At 54.5% G+C, this 17,438-nt stretch carries 26 protein-coding genes; 25 read left to right on the top strand and 1 reads right to left on the bottom strand.

All coding sequences use genetic code 11. The features are described 5' to 3' along the window. The first annotated feature begins 12 nt into the window (after positions 1–12). From rplV to bfr, 24 genes are all read left to right on the top strand, one after another. Positions 13–345: a 50S ribosomal protein L22 gene (gene rplV, locus TU76_RS05925; RefSeq protein ID WP_003444373.1), complete on the top strand. Its 333-nt coding sequence runs from the start codon at positions 13–15 to the stop codon at positions 343–345. Between the two features lie 13 nt (positions 346–358). After that, positions 359–1,045 (top strand): 30S ribosomal protein S3, encoded by a 687-nt coding sequence (rpsC, locus tag TU76_RS05920; RefSeq protein WP_003176422.1) that lies wholly within the window; start codon positions 359–361, stop codon positions 1,043–1,045. Between the two features lie 12 nt (positions 1,046–1,057). Further along, entirely contained in the window at positions 1,058–1,471 is a 414-nt protein-coding gene (gene rplP, locus TU76_RS05915; protein ID WP_016779178.1) for a 50S ribosomal protein L16, read from the top strand. Continuing rightward, positions 1,471–1,662: a 50S ribosomal protein L29 gene (gene rpmC, locus TU76_RS05910; protein ID WP_003444371.1), complete on the top strand. Its 192-nt coding sequence runs from the start codon at positions 1,471–1,473 to the stop codon at positions 1,660–1,662. Before rplP ends, rpmC begins: the two co-directional genes overlap by 1 nt. A 2-nt stretch (positions 1,663–1,664) precedes the next feature. After that, a complete protein-coding gene (gene rpsQ / locus TU76_RS05905) occupies positions 1,665–1,931 on the top strand; it encodes a 30S ribosomal protein S17 (protein ID WP_003194644.1) in 267 nt (88 codons plus the stop codon). A 23-nt stretch (positions 1,932–1,954) separates the two neighbouring features. Then, a complete protein-coding gene (gene rplN / locus TU76_RS05900; protein ID WP_002555479.1) occupies positions 1,955–2,323 on the top strand; it encodes a 50S ribosomal protein L14 in 369 nt (122 codons plus the stop codon). An 11-nt stretch (positions 2,324–2,334) separates the two neighbouring features. Continuing rightward, the gene (rplX, locus tag TU76_RS05895) at positions 2,335–2,649 is read left to right on the top strand and encodes a 50S ribosomal protein L24 (protein WP_003444369.1); all 315 of its coding nucleotides are present in this window, start codon (positions 2,335–2,337) and stop codon (positions 2,647–2,649) included. A gap of 22 nt (positions 2,650–2,671) precedes the next feature. Next, the gene (gene rplE, locus TU76_RS05890) at positions 2,672–3,211 is read left to right on the top strand and encodes a 50S ribosomal protein L5 (RefSeq protein ID WP_003444368.1); all 540 of its coding nucleotides are present in this window, start codon (positions 2,672–2,674) and stop codon (positions 3,209–3,211) included. A gap of 13 nt (positions 3,212–3,224) precedes the next feature. Then, positions 3,225–3,530: a 30S ribosomal protein S14 gene (gene rpsN / locus TU76_RS05885; protein ID WP_019409906.1), complete on the top strand. Its 306-nt coding sequence runs from the start codon at positions 3,225–3,227 to the stop codon at positions 3,528–3,530. Positions 3,531–3,742: 212 nt separating this feature from the next. Next, complete coding sequence (rpsH, locus tag TU76_RS05880; protein WP_003444366.1) at positions 3,743–4,135, top strand: 30S ribosomal protein S8; 393 nt, start codon at positions 3,743–3,745, stop codon at positions 4,133–4,135. 12 nt (positions 4,136–4,147) lie between these two features. Then, on the top strand, positions 4,148–4,681 hold the full coding sequence (gene rplF / locus TU76_RS05875; RefSeq protein ID WP_003444365.1) for a 50S ribosomal protein L6: 534 nt from the start codon (positions 4,148–4,150) through the stop codon (positions 4,679–4,681). Positions 4,682–4,691: 10 nt separating this feature from the next. Beyond that, complete coding sequence (gene rplR, locus TU76_RS05870) at positions 4,692–5,042, top strand: 50S ribosomal protein L18 (RefSeq protein WP_003444364.1); 351 nt, start codon at positions 4,692–4,694, stop codon at positions 5,040–5,042. A gap of 3 nt (positions 5,043–5,045) precedes the next feature. Beyond that, positions 5,046–5,546 carry a 30S ribosomal protein S5 gene (gene rpsE, locus TU76_RS05865; RefSeq protein ID WP_003186035.1) on the top strand — a complete coding sequence of 167 codons (501 nt, stop codon included), beginning with the start codon at positions 5,046–5,048 and terminating at the stop codon, positions 5,544–5,546. Between the two features lie 2 nt (positions 5,547–5,548). Beyond that, positions 5,549–5,725 carry a 50S ribosomal protein L30 gene (gene rpmD / locus TU76_RS05860; protein ID WP_003444363.1) on the top strand — a complete coding sequence of 59 codons (177 nt, stop codon included), beginning with the start codon at positions 5,549–5,551 and terminating at the stop codon, positions 5,723–5,725. A 3-nt stretch (positions 5,726–5,728) separates the two neighbouring features. Beyond that, positions 5,729–6,166 carry a 50S ribosomal protein L15 gene (rplO, locus tag TU76_RS05855; RefSeq protein WP_003444362.1) on the top strand — a complete coding sequence of 146 codons (438 nt, stop codon included), beginning with the start codon at positions 5,729–5,731 and terminating at the stop codon, positions 6,164–6,166. After that, on the top strand, positions 6,167–7,495 hold the full coding sequence (secY, locus tag TU76_RS05850; protein ID WP_019409908.1) for a preprotein translocase subunit SecY: 1,329 nt from the start codon (positions 6,167–6,169) through the stop codon (positions 7,493–7,495). A 32-nt stretch (positions 7,496–7,527) separates the two neighbouring features. Continuing rightward, entirely contained in the window at positions 7,528–7,644 is a 117-nt protein-coding gene (gene rpmJ / locus TU76_RS05845) for a 50S ribosomal protein L36 (protein ID WP_002555468.1), read from the top strand. A 129-nt stretch (positions 7,645–7,773) separates the two neighbouring features. Next, positions 7,774–8,130 (top strand): 30S ribosomal protein S13, encoded by a 357-nt coding sequence (rpsM, locus tag TU76_RS05840; RefSeq protein ID WP_016779184.1) that lies wholly within the window; start codon positions 7,774–7,776, stop codon positions 8,128–8,130. A 30-nt stretch (positions 8,131–8,160) separates the two neighbouring features. After that, entirely contained in the window at positions 8,161–8,550 is a 390-nt protein-coding gene (gene rpsK, locus TU76_RS05835; RefSeq protein ID WP_007924177.1) for a 30S ribosomal protein S11, read from the top strand. Between the two features lie 18 nt (positions 8,551–8,568). Then, on the top strand, positions 8,569–9,189 hold the full coding sequence (rpsD, locus tag TU76_RS05830; protein WP_048351233.1) for a 30S ribosomal protein S4: 621 nt from the start codon (positions 8,569–8,571) through the stop codon (positions 9,187–9,189). 22 nt (positions 9,190–9,211) lie between these two features. Continuing rightward, a complete protein-coding gene (locus tag TU76_RS05825) occupies positions 9,212–10,213 on the top strand; it encodes a DNA-directed RNA polymerase subunit alpha (RefSeq protein WP_003176403.1) in 1,002 nt (333 codons plus the stop codon). A gap of 42 nt (positions 10,214–10,255) precedes the next feature. Beyond that, positions 10,256–10,642, top strand: coding sequence for a 50S ribosomal protein L17 (gene rplQ, locus TU76_RS05820; protein ID WP_003444357.1), 387 nt, complete (start codon positions 10,256–10,258; stop codon positions 10,640–10,642). Positions 10,643–10,815: 173 nt separating this feature from the next. Then, entirely contained in the window at positions 10,816–12,264 is a 1,449-nt protein-coding gene (locus tag TU76_RS05815; RefSeq protein ID WP_019824345.1) for a catalase, read from the top strand. Between the two features lie 155 nt (positions 12,265–12,419). Next, positions 12,420–12,884, top strand: a complete 465-nt coding sequence (gene bfr, locus TU76_RS05810; RefSeq protein WP_046810342.1) for a bacterioferritin — start codon at positions 12,420–12,422, stop codon at positions 12,882–12,884. Between the two features lie 121 nt (positions 12,885–13,005). Here bfr and uvrA read toward each other — a convergent pair whose 3' ends face one another. Further along, positions 13,006–15,840, bottom strand: a complete 2,835-nt coding sequence (gene uvrA / locus TU76_RS05805; protein WP_019824343.1) for an excinuclease ABC subunit UvrA — start codon at positions 15,838–15,840, stop codon at positions 13,006–13,008. A 197-nt stretch (positions 15,841–16,037) separates the two neighbouring features. Here uvrA and TU76_RS05800 point away from each other — a divergent pair, with 197 nt between their 5' ends. Further along, positions 16,038–17,429, top strand: coding sequence for an MFS transporter (locus tag TU76_RS05800; RefSeq protein WP_019824342.1), 1,392 nt, complete (start codon positions 16,038–16,040; stop codon positions 17,427–17,429). The last annotated feature ends 9 nt before the right edge of the window (positions 17,430–17,438 follow it).

The raw sequence follows: 17,438 nt of genomic DNA, 5'->3' as shown, positions 1-17,438 counted from the left end.
GGGTAAGGAACGATGGAAGTAGCCGCTAAGTTGTCGGGCGCTCGAATCTCCGCCCAGAAAGCCCGCTTGGTCGCCGACCAGATCCGCGGGAAGAAGGTGGGCGAAGCGCTCAACCTGTTGGCTTTCAGCAACAAGAAAGCCGCCGAGATCATCAAGAAAGTGCTGGAGTCGGCCGTAGCCAACGCCGAGCATAACGAAGGCGCGGACGTTGACGACCTCAAAGTCGCCACCGTTTTCGTCAACGAAGGGCGTTCGCTGAAGCGCATCATGCCGCGTGCCAAAGGCCGCGCTGATCGCATCGTCAAGCGGTCTTGCCATATCACTGTCAAGGTTGCTGACAAGTAACGGAGTCGAAGAGATGGGTCAGAAAGTACATCCCATTGGCATTCGCCTGGGAATCGTCAAGGAGCACACCTCCGTCTGGTACGCAGACGGTCGGACTTATGCGGACTATTTGTTCGCTGATCTGAAGGTGCGTGAATACCTCCAAGACAAACTAAAAAGCGCGTCCGTAAGCCGTATCGATATCCATCGTCCGGCCCAAACTGCACGTATCACCATCCACACCGCTCGTCCAGGTATCGTTATCGGGAAGAAAGGTGAAGATGTTGAGAAACTGCGTCAGGACCTGACCAAGCAAATGGGTGTGCCTGTGCACATCAATATCGAAGAGATCCGCAAGCCGGAGCTCGACGGTATGCTGGTTGCGCAGAGCGTAGCTCAGCAGCTGGAGCGTCGTGTAATGTTCCGTCGCGCGATGAAACGCGCTGTACAGAACGCTATGCGCATTGGTGCCAAAGGCATCAAAATCCAAGTGAGCGGTCGTCTCGGCGGTGCTGAAATCGCACGTACTGAATGGTATCGCGAAGGTCGTGTGCCATTGCACACCCTGCGTGCCGACATCGACTATGCCAACTACGAAGCTCACACCACTTACGGTGTGATCGGTGTAAAGGTTTGGATCTTCAAAGGCGAAGTAATTGGTGGTCGCCAAGAAGAGCTGAAGCCACAAGCACCAGCGCCTCGTAAAAAAGCTGCTAAGTAAGGGGTACGCCAAATGTTACAACCTAAGCGTACGAAGTTCCGCAAGCAAATGACTGGCCACAACCGTGGCTTGGCATTGCGCGGTAGCAAAGTCAGCTTCGGCGAATATGCGCTGAAGTCTGTTGCTCGTGGTCGTCTCACCGCTCGTCAGATCGAATCAGCGCGTCGTGCACTGACCCGTCACGTTAAGCGTGGCGGTAAGATCTGGATCCGTGTATTCCCGGACAAGCCTATTTCCAAAAAGCCCCTCGAAGTTCGTATGGGTAAAGGTAAGGGTAACGTGGAATATTGGGTTGCCCAGATTCAGCCAGGCAAAGTCCTGTATGAAATCGAGGGTGTTACTGAAGAGCTGGCGCGTGAGGCTTTCGCCCTGGCTGCTGCAAAGCTGCCGCTCGCCACCTCCTTTGTTAAACGGACGGTGATGTGATGAAAGCGAATGAACTTCGTGAAAAATCCGCACAGCAGCTGAACGAGCAACTGCTCGGCTTGCTGCGCGACCAGTTCAATCTGCGTATGCAGAAAGCAACTGGCCAGTTGGGGCAGTCGCATCTGCTCTCGCAAGTTAAGCGTGACATCGCTCGCGTGAAGACTGTGCTCAAACAGCAGGCAGGTAAGTAATCATGGCTGAAGCCGAAAAGACTGTCCGTACGCTGACTGGCCGTGTTGTCAGCGACAAGATGGACAAAACCATCACCGTTTTGATCGAGCGTCGCGTTAAGCACCCGATCTACGGTAAATACGTTAAGCGTTCGACTAAGCTGCACGCGCACGACGAAACCAATCAGTGCCACATCGGCGACAAAGTCACTATTCGTGAAACTCGTCCGATGGCCAAGACTAAGTCTTGGGCATTGGTTGATGTTCTCGAACGCGCTGTGGAAGTCTAAGGACTAGGGGTCGGAGAAATTATATGATTCAGACTCAATCCATGCTCGATGTGGCCGATAACAGCGGCGCACGCCGCGTTATGTGCATCAAGGTGCTGGGTGGCTCCCATCGTCGTTACGCTGGTATCGGTGACATCATCAAAGTTACCGTGAAGGAAGCAATTCCTCGCGGTAAAGTGAAAAAAGGCCAAGTGATGACTGCTGTTGTAGTCCGCACTCGTCACGGCGTACGTCGTGCTGATGGCTCCATTATCCGCTTTGATGGCAACGCTGCTGTTCTTCTGAACAACAAGCAAGAGCCGATCGGCACCCGTATCTTTGGGCCAGTGACCCGTGAACTTCGTACTGAGAAGTTCATGAAGATCGTCTCGCTCGCCCCAGAAGTGCTGTAAGGAGATCCGACATGCAAAAGATTCGTCGTGACGACGAGATCATCGTGATCGCCGGCAAAGACAAAGGTAAGCGCGGTAAGGTGCTTAAGGTTCTCGCTAACAACCGTTTGGTTATTGGCGGTCTGAACCTGGTTAAGCGTCATACCAAGCCTAACCCGATGTCGGGCGTACAAGGCGGTATCGTCGAAAAAGAAGCTCCACTGGACGCTTCTAACGTCGCCATCTTCAACGGCGAAACCAACAAGGCTGACCGCGTTGGTTTCAAAGTAGAAGAAGGCAAGAAAATTCGTGTCTTCAAGTCGACCCAAAAAGCGGTTGATGCTTGAACACTGCTAGGTAGATAAGACCATGGCACGACTAAAAGAGATTTACCGGAAGGAAATCGCTCCGAAACTTAAGGAAGAACTTAAGCTTTCGAACGTGATGGAAGTTCCGCGCGTTACCAAAATCACCCTGAACATGGGTTTGGGCGAAGCGATCGGTGATAAGAAAATCATCGAGCACGCTGTAGCTGATTTGGAAAAAATCACGGGTCAAAAATGTGTAGTGACCTACGCTCGCAAGTCCATCGCCGGCTTTAAAGTTCGCGAAGGCTGGCCGATCGGCGTTAAGGTTACTCTGCGCCGTGAGCGTATGTACGAATTCCTGGATCGTCTGCTGTCGATCTCCCTGCCTCGGGTTCGCGACTTCCGCGGCCTGAATGCCAAGTCCTTCGATGGTCGTGGTAACTACAGCATGGGCGTTAAAGAGCAGATCATCTTCCCGGAAATCGACTACGACAAAATCGATGCCCTCCGCGGTCTGGACATTACCCTGACCACCACTGCTCGAACGGATGATGAAGGTCGCGCATTGCTGCGTGCATTCAAATTCCCGTTCCGCAACTGATTGGAGTAGGACCATGGCTAAGATGAGCATGAAAAACCGCGAGCTGAAACGTCAGCTCACGGTTGCCAAGTTCGCCAAGAAGCGTGCTGAGCTGAAAGCTATCATCGTGGATCTGAACGCAAGTCCAGAAGCACGTTGGGAAGCTCAAGTTGCTCTGCAGAAGCAGCCACGTGACGCAAGCGCTGCGCGCATGCGTAACCGCTGCCGCCTCACTGGTCGTCCGCATGGTGTTTACCGCAAGTTCGGCCTTGGCCGTAACAAATTGCGTGAAGCAGCAATGCGCGGCGACGTACCAGGTCTGGTTAAAGCCAGCTGGTAAGGCGCACAGGCAAAGTTATCCCTGTCAGGGTCGTAAGATCCTGACAGCCGGTGACCTTGAATATGAATCAAGCCCCTATTGGGGCTTGATTCATTTCTGGCGTGTGTCTAGAATGACCGGCTCGCCTGAGCCCGTGCTTTTTAAGCATTGAGTCACTCGGCGACAGTTGTAGCCGCAAGGCTAATTCTTTTTGTATCAGGAGCGTCTAGCCCATGAGTATGCAGGACCCGTTAGCGGACATGCTAACTCGAATCCGTAATGCCCAGATGGCTGAAAAGTCCGTCGTAAGCATGCCATCTTCCACGTTGAAGGTAGCTGTAGCCAAAGTTCTCAAAGACGAAGGTTACATCGCGGATTATCAGATCAGCAGCGAAATCAAACCACTGCTGTCTATCGAGCTGAAATACTTCGAAGGCCGTTCGGTTATCGAAGAAGTTAAGCGCGTTAGCCGTCCAGGCCTGCGTCAGTACAAGTCCTCCGAAGATCTGCCGAAAGTTCGTGGCGGTCTTGGTGTGTCTATCGTCTCCACCAGCAAAGGTGTGATGACGGATCGTGCTGCGCGCGCTGCCGGTGTCGGCGGCGAAGTTCTTTGCACTGTGTTCTAAGGGGGGATAAGCATGTCACGCGTCGCTAAGAACCCCGTTAAGCTGCCAGCTGGTGTCGAAGTAAAATTCGCCGGCCAACAGCTTTCGGTGAAGGGTGCCAAGGGCACTCTAGAACTGAACATCCATTCGTCCGTTGAGATTGTTGAAGAAGCTGGTGAGCTGCGTTTCGCTGCTCGCAATGGCGATCAACAAACTCGCGCAATGGCTGGTACCACTCGTGCGTTGGTAAACAACATGGTCCAAGGCGTAAGCCAAGGCTTCGAGCGTAAGCTCCAGCTGGTCGGTGTTGGTTACAAAGCGCAAGCAAAAGGCACAGTGCTGAACCTGGCTCTTGGCTTCTCGCACCCAGTGGATTACGAATTGCCGGAAGGCATCACCGCTGAGACTCCTAGCCAAACCGATATCCTGATCCGGGGTATTGATAAGCAGCTGGTAGGTCAGGTGGCCGCTGAGATCCGCGGTTTCCGTCCGCCAGAGCCTTATAAAGGCAAGGGTGTACGTTACGCGGACGAAGTCGTCCGTCGTAAAGAAGCCAAGAAGAAGTAGGGCATAGCAAATGACCGACAAAAAAGTTACTCGCCTGCGTCGCGCTCGCAAAGCACGTCTGAAAATGCACGAACTAGAAGTCGTGCGTCTCTGCGTGTTCCGCTCGTCGCAGCATATATACGCCCAGGTCATCTCGGCCGACGGCAGCAAAGTCCTGGCAAGCGCCTCGACTTTGGACAAAGAACTGCGTGATGCTGCCACTGGCAACATCGACGCGGCCACAAAGGTTGGCCAGCTGGTCGCTACGCGTGCAAAAGCCGCTGGCGTCTCGCAGGTGGCTTTCGACCGCTCTGGCTTCAAGTACCACGGCCGCGTGAAAGCGCTGGCTGAGGCTGCTCGTGAAGCTGGGCTGGAGTTCTAAGTTATGTCAAATAACGACCAAAAGCGCGACGAAGGCTACATTGAGAAGCTGGTTCAAGTTAACCGCGTAGCCAAAACCGTTAAAGGCGGCCGTATCTTCACTTTCACCGCGTTGACCGTGGTTGGTGATGGTAAAGGGCGTGTTGGCTTCGGCCGTGGCAAGTCACGTGAAGTGCCTGCTGCGATCCAGAAGGCAATGGAAGCTGCTCGCCGCAACATGATTCAAGTGGACCTGAACGGCACCACTCTGCAGTACGCCATGAAATCCGCCCACGGCGCTTCCAAGGTTTACATGCAGCCTGCTTCTGAAGGTACCGGTATCATCGCTGGCGGCGCTATGCGTGCTGTCCTCGAAGTTGCTGGCGTTCAGAACGTACTGGCCAAGTGCTACGGCTCGACTAACCCGGTAAACGTGGTTCACGCCACTTTTAAAGGTTTGAAAGCTATGCAATCTCCTGAATCTATTGCCGCCAAGCGTGGCAAAAGCGTCAAGGAGATCTTCTGATCATGGCTACCGTTAAAGTAACGCTGATCAAAAGCATGACCGGCCGCATCCCTAATCACAAACTGTGCATTAAGGGTCTGGGTCTGCGTCGCATCGGTCACACTGTAGAAGTACTTGATACTCCCGAGAATCGCGGGATGATCAACAAGGCTTACTACATGCTGCGTGTAGAGGGTTAATCGATGAAACTCAATGATCTGAGTCCAGCGCCGGGTTCCCGTCGCGAAAAGCATCGTCCGGGCCGTGGTATCGGTAGCGGTTTGGGCAAGACTGGTGGCCGTGGTCACAAAGGTCAGTCCTCCCGTTCCGGTGGCACAATTGCTCCAGGCTTTGAAGGCGGTCAACAGCCGTTGCATCGCCGTCTGCCTAAGTTCGGTTTCGTTTCCCTGAAAGCTATGGATCGCGCAGAAGTGCGTTTGTCCGAGCTGGCTAAAGTGGAAGGCGACATCGTTACTGTGCAGACCCTGAAAGATGCCAACGTGATCAACGTCAACGTACTGCGTGTGAAAATCATGCTGTCCGGTGAAGTTACTCGCGCTGTCACAATCGGCAAGGGAATCGGCGCCACCAAAGGTGCGCGTTCGGCTATCGAAGCAGCTGGCGGCAAGTTCGAGGAATAAATGGCTAAGCAAGGTGCTCTCTCAGCGCTCAGCAAAGGCGGGTTATCCGAGCTCTGGGCTCGACTGCGTTTTCTATTCCTGGCGATTATCGTCTACCGAATAGGCGCACACATCCCAGTTCCAGGCATCAACCCGGACCGGCTGGCGGACCTGTTTCGACAGAATGAGGGGACCATACTTAGCTTGTTCAACATGTTTTCCGGCGGCGCGCTGGAGCGGATGAGTATTTTTGCGCTGGGGATCATGCCGTACATTTCGGCATCGATCATCATGCAGCTTATGTCCGCTGTTAGCCCGCAGCTGGAGCAGTTGAAGAAGGAAGGTGAAGCTGGACGTCGCAAGATAAGCCAGTACACCCGCTACCTCACTGTCGTTCTTGCTCTCGTTCAGGCTATTGGCATGTCCATTGGTCTGGCGGGGCAAGGCGTAGCGTTCACTGGTGACCTAGGCTTCCATTTCGTTGCAATAACCACTTTTGTGGCGGGTGCAATGTTCATGATGTGGCTGGGTGAGCAGATTACTGAGCGTGGTGTTGGCAACGGTATCTCGATGTTGATTTTTTCGGGTATCGTCGCCGGTCTTCCGAGAGCAATAGGGCAGTCTTTCGAGTCTGCACGTCAGGGCGATATCAATATTTTCGCTTTGGTTGCTATCGGTTTGCTGGCAGTAGCGATTATCGGTTTTGTGGTGTTCATTGAGCGTGGTCAGCGTCGTATTGCTGTTCACTACGCCAAGCGTCAGCAGGGCCGCAAGGTCTTTGCTGCGCAGACTAGCCACTTACCGCTGAAAGTGAATATGGCCGGCGTTATCCCGGCTATTTTTGCGAGCAGCATTTTGCTGTTCCCGGCTTCGCTGGGTGCCTGGTTTGGTCAGTCTGAAGGTATGGGCTGGTTGCAGGACATCTCGCAGTCGATCGCTCCTGGTCAGCCGTTGAATATTCTGCTGTTTAGTGCAGGGATTATTTTCTTCTGCTTCTTCTATACGGCGTTGATGTTCAATCCGAAAGACGTAGCGGAAAACCTGAAGAAGTCCGGTGCCTTTATTCCGGGTATCCGTCCAGGTGAGCAGTCGGCACGCTATATTGATGGCGTTTTGACTCGTTTGACTCTGTTCGGTGCTCTTTATATGACGGCCGTGTGTCTGTTGCCCCAGTTCCTGGTGGTTGCGGCAAACGTTCCGTTCTACCTTGGCGGGACCTCGTTGCTGATCGTTGTTGTGGTTGTTATGGACTTCATGTCCCAAGTACAATCGCACCTCGTTTCGCACCAGTACGAATCCCTGATGAAGAAAGCCAACCTGAAGGGCTACGGCAGCGGCATGCTTCGCTGAAGTACTACCCCGTAAGGTGAGAGGAGTTGGTGATGAAAGTTCGTGCATCGGTGAAAAAGCTGTGCCGTAACTGCAAGATTATTCGCCGCGAAGGTGTTGTTCGGGTAATTTGCAGCGCGGAACCACGTCACAAACAGCGCCAAGGCTGAGTGTGATCTGTTTGAAGCCCAGCAGCTAGTGCGCTGCTGGGTTGATTATTTGTTATTACAGCGATATTATCTCGCGCCCTATTTCTTGGCTTCCGGGGCGTAGGTAGCTGTCAATTGGAGTCCCACTGAATGGCCCGTATTGCAGGCGTTAACATTCCAGATAACAAGCACACTGTTATCTCGCTGACCTACATCTATGGTGTTGGTCGCACTACCTCACAGAAAATCTGTGCGGATGCTGGTGTAAACCCAGCCGCTAAGATCAAGGATCTGAGCGACGAGCAGATTGAGTTGCTGCGTGGCGAAGTGGCGAAGTTCACCACTGAAGGTGACCTGCGTCGTGAAGTCAACATGAAAATCAAACGCTTGATGGACTTGGGCTGCTACCGCGGTCTGCGCCATCGTCGTGGTCTTCCAGTACGCGGTCAGCGTACCAAGACCAACGCGCGTACTCGCAAAGGTCCGCGTAAGCCGATCCGCAAGTAATCGCACCAGCGAATCGACAGGAATTTAGTCATGGCAAAACCTGCTGCTCGTCCTCGTAAGAAAATTAAAAAGACAGTGGTTGATGGCATCGCCCACATCCACGCGTCTTTCAACAACACAATCGTGACCATCACCGACCGTCAGGGTAATGCGCTTTCTTGGGCTACCTCCGGTGGTTCGGGTTTCCGCGGTTCTCGCAAGTCCACCCCGTTCGCTGCTCAAGTAGCTGCTGAACGTGCTGGTCAAGCTGCGCTGGAATATGGCCTGAAAAACCTTGACGTTAACGTCAAGGGCCCAGGTCCAGGTCGTGAGTCCGCTGTCCGTGCTTTGAACGGCTGTGGCTATAAGATCGCCAGCATCACCGACGTGACGCCAATCCCGCACAACGGGTGCCGTCCGCCGAAGAAGCGCCGCGTGTAATCCAGGAGACTGTAAAGAATGGCTCGTTACATTGGTCCAAAATGCAAACTGGCACGTCGTGAAGGCACCGATCTCTTCCTGAAGAGTGGTGTGCGCGCTATCGAATCGAAGTGCAATATTGAAGCTGCTCCAGGCATCCACGGCCAACGCCGCGGTCGCCAATCCGACTACGGTACCCAACTGCGTGAAAAGCAGAAGGTCCGTCGTATCTACGGCGTTCTCGAGCGTCAGTTCAGCGGCTACTACAAACAAGCTGCTGGCAAGAAAGGTGCAACTGGCGAAAACCTGTTGCAACTGCTCGAATGCCGCCTGGATAACGTCGTATACCGTATGGGTTTCGGTTCTACTCGTGCCGAATCTCGTCAGTTGGTATCGCACAAGTCGATCAGCGTTAACGGTCAGACCGTAAACGTTCCGTCGTACCAGGTTCGTGCTGGTGACGTGATCGCTATCCGCGAGAAAGCAAAGAACCAGCTTCGCATTGTCCAAGCTCTCGATCTGTGTGCCCAACGTGGCCGCGTAGAATGGGTAGAAGTAGACACTGAGAAGAAGTCGGGCGTTTTCAAGAACGTTCCTGCTCGCAGTGATCTGTCCGCCGACATCAACGAAAGCCTGATTGTCGAGCTCTACTCCAAGTAAGGGCTAGAAAATAGGTGCATCCATGCAGATTTCGGTAAATGAGTTCCTGACACCTCGCCATATTGATGTGCAAGTTGTCAGTCCAACCCGCGCTAAAATCACACTCGAGCCTCTCGAGCGTGGTTTTGGCCACACCCTGGGCAACGCGCTGCGCCGCATCCTGTTGTCCTCAATGCCAGGCTGTGCAGTAGTCGAGGCCGAGATTGACGGTGTGCTCCACGAGTACAGCGCCATCGAAGGTGTACAGGAAGACGTAATTGAAATCCTGTTGAACCTTAAAGGTCTGGCTATCAAGCTGCACGGCCGTGACGAAGTTACGCTGACCTTGTCGAAGAAGGGTTCGGGGGTGGTTACCGCTGCCGATATTCAGCTGGATCATGATGTCGAGATCGTTAATCCCGATCACGTAATCGCCAACCTGGCGTCTAACGGCGCCTTGAACATGAAGCTCACCGTAGCTCGTGGTCGTGGTTATGAACCAGCAGATTCGCGTCAGAGCGATGAAGATGAAAGCCGCAGCATTGGTCGCTTGCAGCTTGACTCTTCGTTCAGCCCGGTTCGCCGTATCGCATACGTGGTGGAAAACGCCCGTGTCGAGCAGCGTACTAACCTGGACAAGCTGGTTATTGATCTGGAAACCAACGGTACACTGGATCCTGAAGAGGCCATTCGTCGTGCTGCAACCATTCTGCAACAGCAGTTGGCTGCATTCGTCGACCTCAAAGGTGACAGCGAGCCAGTGGTAATCGAACAGGAAGACGAGATCGATCCGATCCTGCTTCGTCCGGTTGACGATCTGGAACTGACCGTGCGTTCGGCCAACTGCCTTAAGGCGGAGAACATTTACTACATCGGTGACCTGATTCAGCGCACCGAAGTAGAACTGTTGAAGACTCCGAACCTGGGCAAGAAATCCTTGACTGAAATCAAGGACGTTCTGGCCTCCCGTGGTCTGTCCCTCGGCATGCGCCTCGACAACTGGCCGCCTGCAAGTCTTAAGAAGGACGACAAGGCGACTGCCTGATCGTCGTAATCACCGAACGTTGTGTTTGGTAAGGAATGAACCATGCGTCATCGTAAAAGTGGTCGTCACCTGAGCCGCACTAGCTCCCACCGCAAGGCTATGTTTCAAAACATGGCAGTGTCGTTGTTTGAGCACGAGCTGATCAAAACGACTCTGCCGAAAGCCAAAGAATTGCGTCGCGTTGCTGAGCCGCTGATTACTCTGGCCAAGAATGATTGTCTGGCTAACCGCCGTCTGGCCTTCGACCGTACGCGTTCGAAAGCCATCGTTGGTAAGCTGTTCAACGATCTGGGCAAGCGTTATGCAACTCGTGAGGGTGGCTACCTGCGCATCCTCAAGTGCGGTTTCCGCGCTGGCGACAACGCGCCTATGGCGTACGTCGAGTTGGTTGATCGTCCAGTTGGCGGTGAAGCTGTATCCGCTGAGTAAGACGTCAGTCTCTACAAAGAACCGGGCCTAGTGCCCGGTTTTTTGTGTCTGTACGATTATGTTTTTCTATTGATTCTTATCATTTAATGCATTTGCCCGTGCGCAGATCATGGTCAATACTCTTCCTCAGCCGATTAGCCGGCAGTACAAAGACTGACTGAGGAAGCAAACGCATGAGCCAGACCAAAACGCTTACAACCGCCAGCGGCGCTCCAGTTGCTGATAACCAGAATTCTCGTTCTGCCGGTCCTCGTGGCCCTTTGCTACTCGACGATTTTCATCTGATCGAGAAGCTCGCCCACTTCAACCGTGAAAACATTCCGGAACGACGTGTGCACGCCAAGGGTTCAGGTGCACACGGTACCTTCACGCTGACCCGTGACATGGCTCAGTACAGCAGTGCCAAGCTGTTCGACACCATTGGCAAGCAAACACCAACTTTTCTGCGCTTTTCAACCGTAGGTGGCGAACGTGGCTCGGCCGACACCGAGCGTGATCCACGAGGTTTTGCACTCAAGTTTTATACCGAAGAAGGTAACTGGGACATCGTGGGCAACAACACGCCCGTGTTCTTCATTCGTGACCCTCTTAAGTTTCCCGACTTTATCCACACCCAAAAACGTTTGCCGCAAAGCAATCTGAAAAGTGCGCAGATGATGTGGGATTTCTGGTCACACTCGCCTGAGGCATTGCACCAGGTCACTATCCTGTTCTCTGATCGTGGGATTCCTGATGGCTACCGTCACATGCACGGTTTTGGCAGCCATACCTACAGCCTGATCAATGCGGCCGGTGAGCGTCACTGGGTCAAATGGCACTACAAAACCAAGCAAGGTATCAAAAACCTGCCGCCTGCCGAGGCAGCGCGTCTTGCAGGTACTGACCCTGACTATGCACAACGGGATTTGTTTGATGCCATTGAGCGCGGTGATTTCCCTAAATGGCGTGTCTGCATGCAGATCATGACCGAGGCGCAAGCAGCCGCTCACTACGAAAACCCATTCGACGTGACCAAAACCTGGTCACAGAAAGAGTTTCCGTTGATTGAAATCGGTGAACTTGAGTTGAACCGTAATCCACTCAACTACTTCGCCGAAGTCGAGCAAGCTGCGTTTGGCCCCAGCAACATGGTGCCCGGTGTCGGTTTGTCTCCAGACCGTATGCTCCAAGGTCGTGTGTTCGCTTATGCTGATGCGCATCGCTACCGTATAGGTACTAACCACCAGCACCTGCCTATCAACTCGGCGCGTGTGCCTGTGCATAACTATCAGCGCGATGGTGCCATGGCCTATGGCAACAACGGGGGAGCTGCGCCGAACTACGAACCCAACAGCTACGCGGATGCGCCAAAACAAGCCCCGCAGTTCGCTGAGCCGCCTCTGGCCCTGAGTGGCGCAGCTGATCGTTACGATCATCGCGTTGATAGCGATTACTACAGCCACGCGGGCGCGCTGTTCCGTCTGATGAATGACGAGCAGAAAGCCCTGCTGATCAATAACATCGCAGGGGCAATGGGCGGGGTTTCAGACGATGTGGTGGAGCGTCAGCTGCAACATTTCTACAATGCCGATCAGGCTTACGGTGACGGTGTTGCCAAAGCACTGGGCGTAAAGGCTAAGTAAGTCTAAGTGAGAAGCAGAACCGCCCTCAATAGGGCGGTTTTTGCGTTATTTAGGCCTGTTTTCTCTACAAATGCAGGATTTTATAGCGATTGAGTCGTGACCTCTCAGTCTGCATGGTTCAAACTACAGCCTTTCAAGCAGGGAGATGTGCGGCGATGCAAGGGCACCCGGACGTAATCGATTACCTCAACACGTTGCTCACCGGCGAGCTGGCTGCACGTGACCAATATTTTGTCCATTCCCGTATGTACGAGGATTGGGGTTTTACCAAGCTCTACGAACGTATCAACCACGAAATGGAAGAAGAGGCACAACACGCTGATGCGTTGATGCGCCGGATTCTGATGCTTGAAGGCACTCCGCGCATGCGCCCGGATGATTTGGATGTCGGCACAACAGTGCCTGAAATGTTCGCTGCCGACCTGCGCCTTGAGTACAAGGTCCGCGCTGCACTGTGCAAAGGTATTGCTTTGTGTGAGCTGCACAAGGACTACGTAAGCCGTGACATGTTGCGCATTCAGCTGGCAGACACCGAAGAAGATCACACTTACTGGCTGGAAAAACAGCTGGGCTTGATCAAGACGATAGGTCTTCAGAACTACCTGCAATCGCAGTTCTGATTTCAGTCGGGTAAGAGAACGCAACCCTATTGTGGGAGCGTGCTTTGCTCGCAATACAGAATGCGCTAACAAAAAGCCCCTGCCATCTGTTGATGGCAGGGGCTTTTTTTATGCGCCGTTTTTAATCCCGGTCGCGGATCAGCAACGGTTTCAGATAGAAGCCCGTATGAGATTGCGACATCTCGGCTACTTCTTCCGGAGTACCGGTTGCGATGATCTGACCACCCTTGGAACCGCCTTCAGGTCCCAGGTCAACCAGCCAGTCAGCAGTCTTGATCACATCCAGGTTGTGCTCGATCACCACCACGGTATTGCCGTGATCGCGTAGACGATGCAGCACATCCAGTAATTGCTGGATATCGGCAAAGTGCAAACCTGTCGTAGGTTCATCGAGGATATAAAGCGTTTTGCCAGTATCGCGCTTGGACAGCTCGCGGGACAGTTTCACCCGTTGTGCTTCACCGCCTGACAGCGTTGTGGCGGACTGCCCCAGCTTGATGTACGACAAACCTACATCCATCAACGTTTGCAGCTTACGCGCCAAGGCCGGCACGGCATCAAAGAACACACGGGCTTCTTCGATGGTCATCTCCAGCACTTCGTGGATGCTTTTGCCCTTGTACTTGATCTCAAGGGTCTCACGGTTATAACGCTTGCTCTTGCACACATCGCAAGGCACGTAGATATCAGGCAGAAAGTGCATTTCTACCTTGATCAAGCCATCACCCTGACAGGCCTCGCAGCGTCCGCCCTTCACGTTAAAGGAGAAGCGCCCCGGGCCATAGCCGCGCGAGCGCGACTCAGGTACGCCCGAGAACAACTCGCGTATCGGCGTGAACAGCCCGGTATAGGTCGCAGGGTTGGAGCGGGGTGTACGGCCAATCGGGCTCTGGTCGATATCTACGACCTTGTCCAGATGCTCAAGGCCTTTGATGCTGTCGTGAGCCGCGGCTTCAAGCGTGGTTGCGCCATTGAGTGCTGTGGCGCTGAGCGGGTAAAGCGTGTTGTTGATTAGTGTCGACTTGCCCGAGCCCGATACACCGGTCACACAGGTCAACAGCCCAATTGGGATTTCCAGATCCACGTTGCGCAAGTTGTTGCCGCGAGCGCCTTTTAGCGAAAGCGTCAGCTTCTTGTTGCGTGGTGTGCGCTTGGCGGGCACGGCGATCTTCACCCGGCCCGACAAGTACTTACCGGTCAGTGAGTCCGGGTGTGCCATGACCTCGGCCGGGGTACCCTGCGCGACGATGTGCCCGCCATGCACACCCGCGCCCGGGCCGATATCCACCACATAGTCCGCCAGACGAATCGCGTCCTCGTCATGCTCCACCACAATCACCGTGTTACCGATGTCGCGCAGATGCTTGAGGGTGCCCAGCAATCGGTCGTTATCACGCTGATGCAGGCCGATGGAGGGTTCGTCGAGGATATACAGCACCCCGACCAGGCCTGCGCCGATCTGGCTGGCCAGACGAATACGCTGGGCTTCACCGCCGGACAGCGTATCGGCACTGCGATCCAGTGACAGATAGTCGAGCCCCACATTCACCAAAAACTGCAGGCGCTCGCGAATTTCCTTGAGGATCTTGTCGGCAATTTCGCCGCGACGTCCGGTCAGGCTCAGGGTGCTGAAGTATTCGGTCGCATCACCAATAGGCATATTGGTCACGGCCGGGAGGGTTTTTTCACCGACCCACACGTGGCGGGCTTCGCGCCGCAGACGGGTGCCGCGGCAATCCGGGCAAGCCTGGGTGCTAAGGAACTTGGCGAGCTCTTCACGCACGGTAGACGACTCGGTCTCGCGGTAGCGACGCTCAAGGTTTGGCACGATGCCTTCAAACGGATGCGCGCGCTTAACGATGTCACCGCGATCATTCAGGTAGCGGAAATCTACATTTTGCGTGCCACTGCCGTACAGGATGACCTTTTGCTTATCAGCCGCCAGCTCGCTGAACGGCACTTCAAGACTGAAGTCATAATGCTTGGCCAGCGCTCCCAGCATCTGGAAGTAATAAACGTTGCGCCTGTCCCAGCCGCGTATCGCGCCTTCAGCCAGGGTCAGCTCGCCATTGACCAGCCGCTTGATGTCAAAAAATTGCTTGACCCCCAGCCCGTCACACGTGGGGCAGGCGCCAGCCGGGTTGTTGAAGGAAAACAGCTTGGGCTCCAGCTCACTGATCGCGTGGCCACAGATTGGGCAGGCGAAGCGCGCGGAGAAAATCATCTCTTCGCCCGGCTCGTCGTCCATCGGTGCTACCAAGGCAATGCCATCGGCAAGCTTCAGCGCGGTCTCGAATGATTCGGCCAAGCGCTGTTGCAGGTCAGCACGCACTTTAAAGCGGTCGACCACCACGTCGATGGTGTGCTTCTTCTGCTTGTCGAGCTTAGGCAGCTCATCCAGCTCGCAGAGCTTGCCGTTGACGCGTGCCCGCACGAAGCCCTGGGCCCGCAGCTCTTCGAATACAGAAAGGTGTTCACCCTTGCGCTCGCGAATCACCGGAGCCAGCAACATCAGCTTGCTGCCTTCAGGTTGCGCCAGCACCAGATCGACCATTTGGCTGACGGTCTGGGCTTCAAGGGGGATGTCGTGGTCCGGGCAGCGGGGGATACCTACGCGGGCGTACAGCAAGCGCAGGTAATCGTAAATTTCGGTGATGGTGCCAACCGTGGAGCGCGGGTTGTGCGATGTCGATTTTTGCTCGATGGATATCGCTGGCGACAGACCTTCGATGGTATCGACGTCGGGCTTTTCCATCATCGACAGGAACTGCCGCGCATAGGCTGACAGCGACTCGACATAACGTCGCTGGCCTTCGGCGTACAAAGTGTCAAACGCCAGGGATGATTTGCCGGAGCCAGACAGTCCGGTGATGACGATCAGTTTGTCCCTGGGCAGGGTCAGGTCGATGTTCTTCAGGTTGTGGGTTCGTGCCCCACGTATCAGGATCTTGTCCACTGCGGCCTCGCTTGGCGGGCATAACGTAAACGAATGAGTATACGGATCTGTATGAAAGCTGTGCAGGCCTTGATGGCACGATGTCATTCAAGCAGCCTTTATAACTTTTGCGTGACAAAGCGTCGCGGCTCTCTCGCGTATGTGCTGTTACTCGATGGGACTGATAGAATCGCCGCCGGTTCACATGAGGTTTTTCCATGCACGATCCCCACAGCGAACGCATGAGTAGCGGCGAGACCCGAGCAGCAAGCGGTCTGGCCCTGGTGTTCGCCTTCCGTATGCTAGGCATGTTTATGGTGTTGCCGGTTTTGGCGACCTATGGGATGGACCTTGCCGGCGCGACGCCCGCCCTGATTGGCCTGGCGATTGGCGCTTATGGCCTGACTCAAGCCATTTTTCAGATCCCGTTTGGTGTTATTTCCGACCGTATTGGGCGGCGCCCGGTCATTTATCTGGGGCTGATTGTCTTCGCTTTGGGTAGCGTGTTGGCGGCTAATTCAGATTCGATTTGGGGTGTCATTGCGGGACGTATCCTGCAGGGAGCGGGTGCAATTTCTGCTGCTGTCATGGCATTGCTGTCAGACCTCACCCGTGAGCAGCATCGCACCAAGGCGATGGCCATGATCGGCATGACCATCGGTTTATCATTTGCTGTCGCAATGGTCGTGGGGCCGCTGCTCACTCGTGCCTTCGGGCTGTCCGGGCTGTTTCTGGCCACAGGTGCGATGGCGCTGCTGGGGATCGTGATCGTCATGTTCATGGTGCCGCGCTCGACCGGGACCTTGCAGCACCGCGAGTCCGGGGTGGCCAGGCAGGCATTGCTACCCACCTTGCGTCATCCAGATCTGCTGCGTCTTGATCTCGGCATTTTTGTGTTGCACGCCATGTTGATGTCGAGCTTTATCGCGTTGCCGCTGGCGCTGGTCGAAAAGGCCGGACTGCCCAAGGAGCAGCACTGGTGGGTGTACTTGACGGCCTTGCTGATTTCTTTCTTCGCCATGATTCCGTTCATCATCTACGGCGAAAAGAAACGCAAAATGAAACGAGTTTTACTCGGCGCCGTCGCGACGTTGATGCTCACTGAGCTATTCTTCTGGCAGTTTGGCGACAGCTTGCGTGCATTGGTGATTGGCACTGTAGTGTTCTTTACTGCGTTCAACCTGCTTGAGGCTTCATTGCCTTCGCTGATCAGCAAAGTGTCACCGGCGGGTGGCAAGGGCACGGCGATGGGGGTTTATTCCACCAGCCAATTCCTGGGTTCGGCACTGGGGGGCATACTCGGCGGCTGGTTATTCCAGCATGGCGGTTTGTCGGTTGTGTTCCTTGGAGGCGCAGGTCTGGCTGCACTCTGGCTGGCCTTTGCTGTTACCATGCGTGAACCACCATATGTAACCAGCCTGCGCTTGCCGTTATCACCTGAGGCGCTTCGCGAAGCAGGTTTGACCGAGCGTTTGAAAGCAGTTGCTGGCGTTACAGATGCAGTGATCGTGGCTGAAGAAGCTGCGATTTATATCAAATTGGACACCGAACTATTGGATCGCGCGACACTCGAGCAGTTGGTTAACCCAGCGCCGACGTGCGAAGCCTAGGAGAACGTT

Origin of the sequence: Pseudomonas psychrophila, assembly GCF_001043005.1 — a bacterium.
Taxonomy (GTDB): Bacteria; Pseudomonadota; Gammaproteobacteria; order Pseudomonadales; family Pseudomonadaceae; genus Aquipseudomonas; species Aquipseudomonas psychrophila.
Note: the sequence above shows the minus strand (reverse complement) of the source record. Positions and strands in the feature narration are given on the sequence as shown.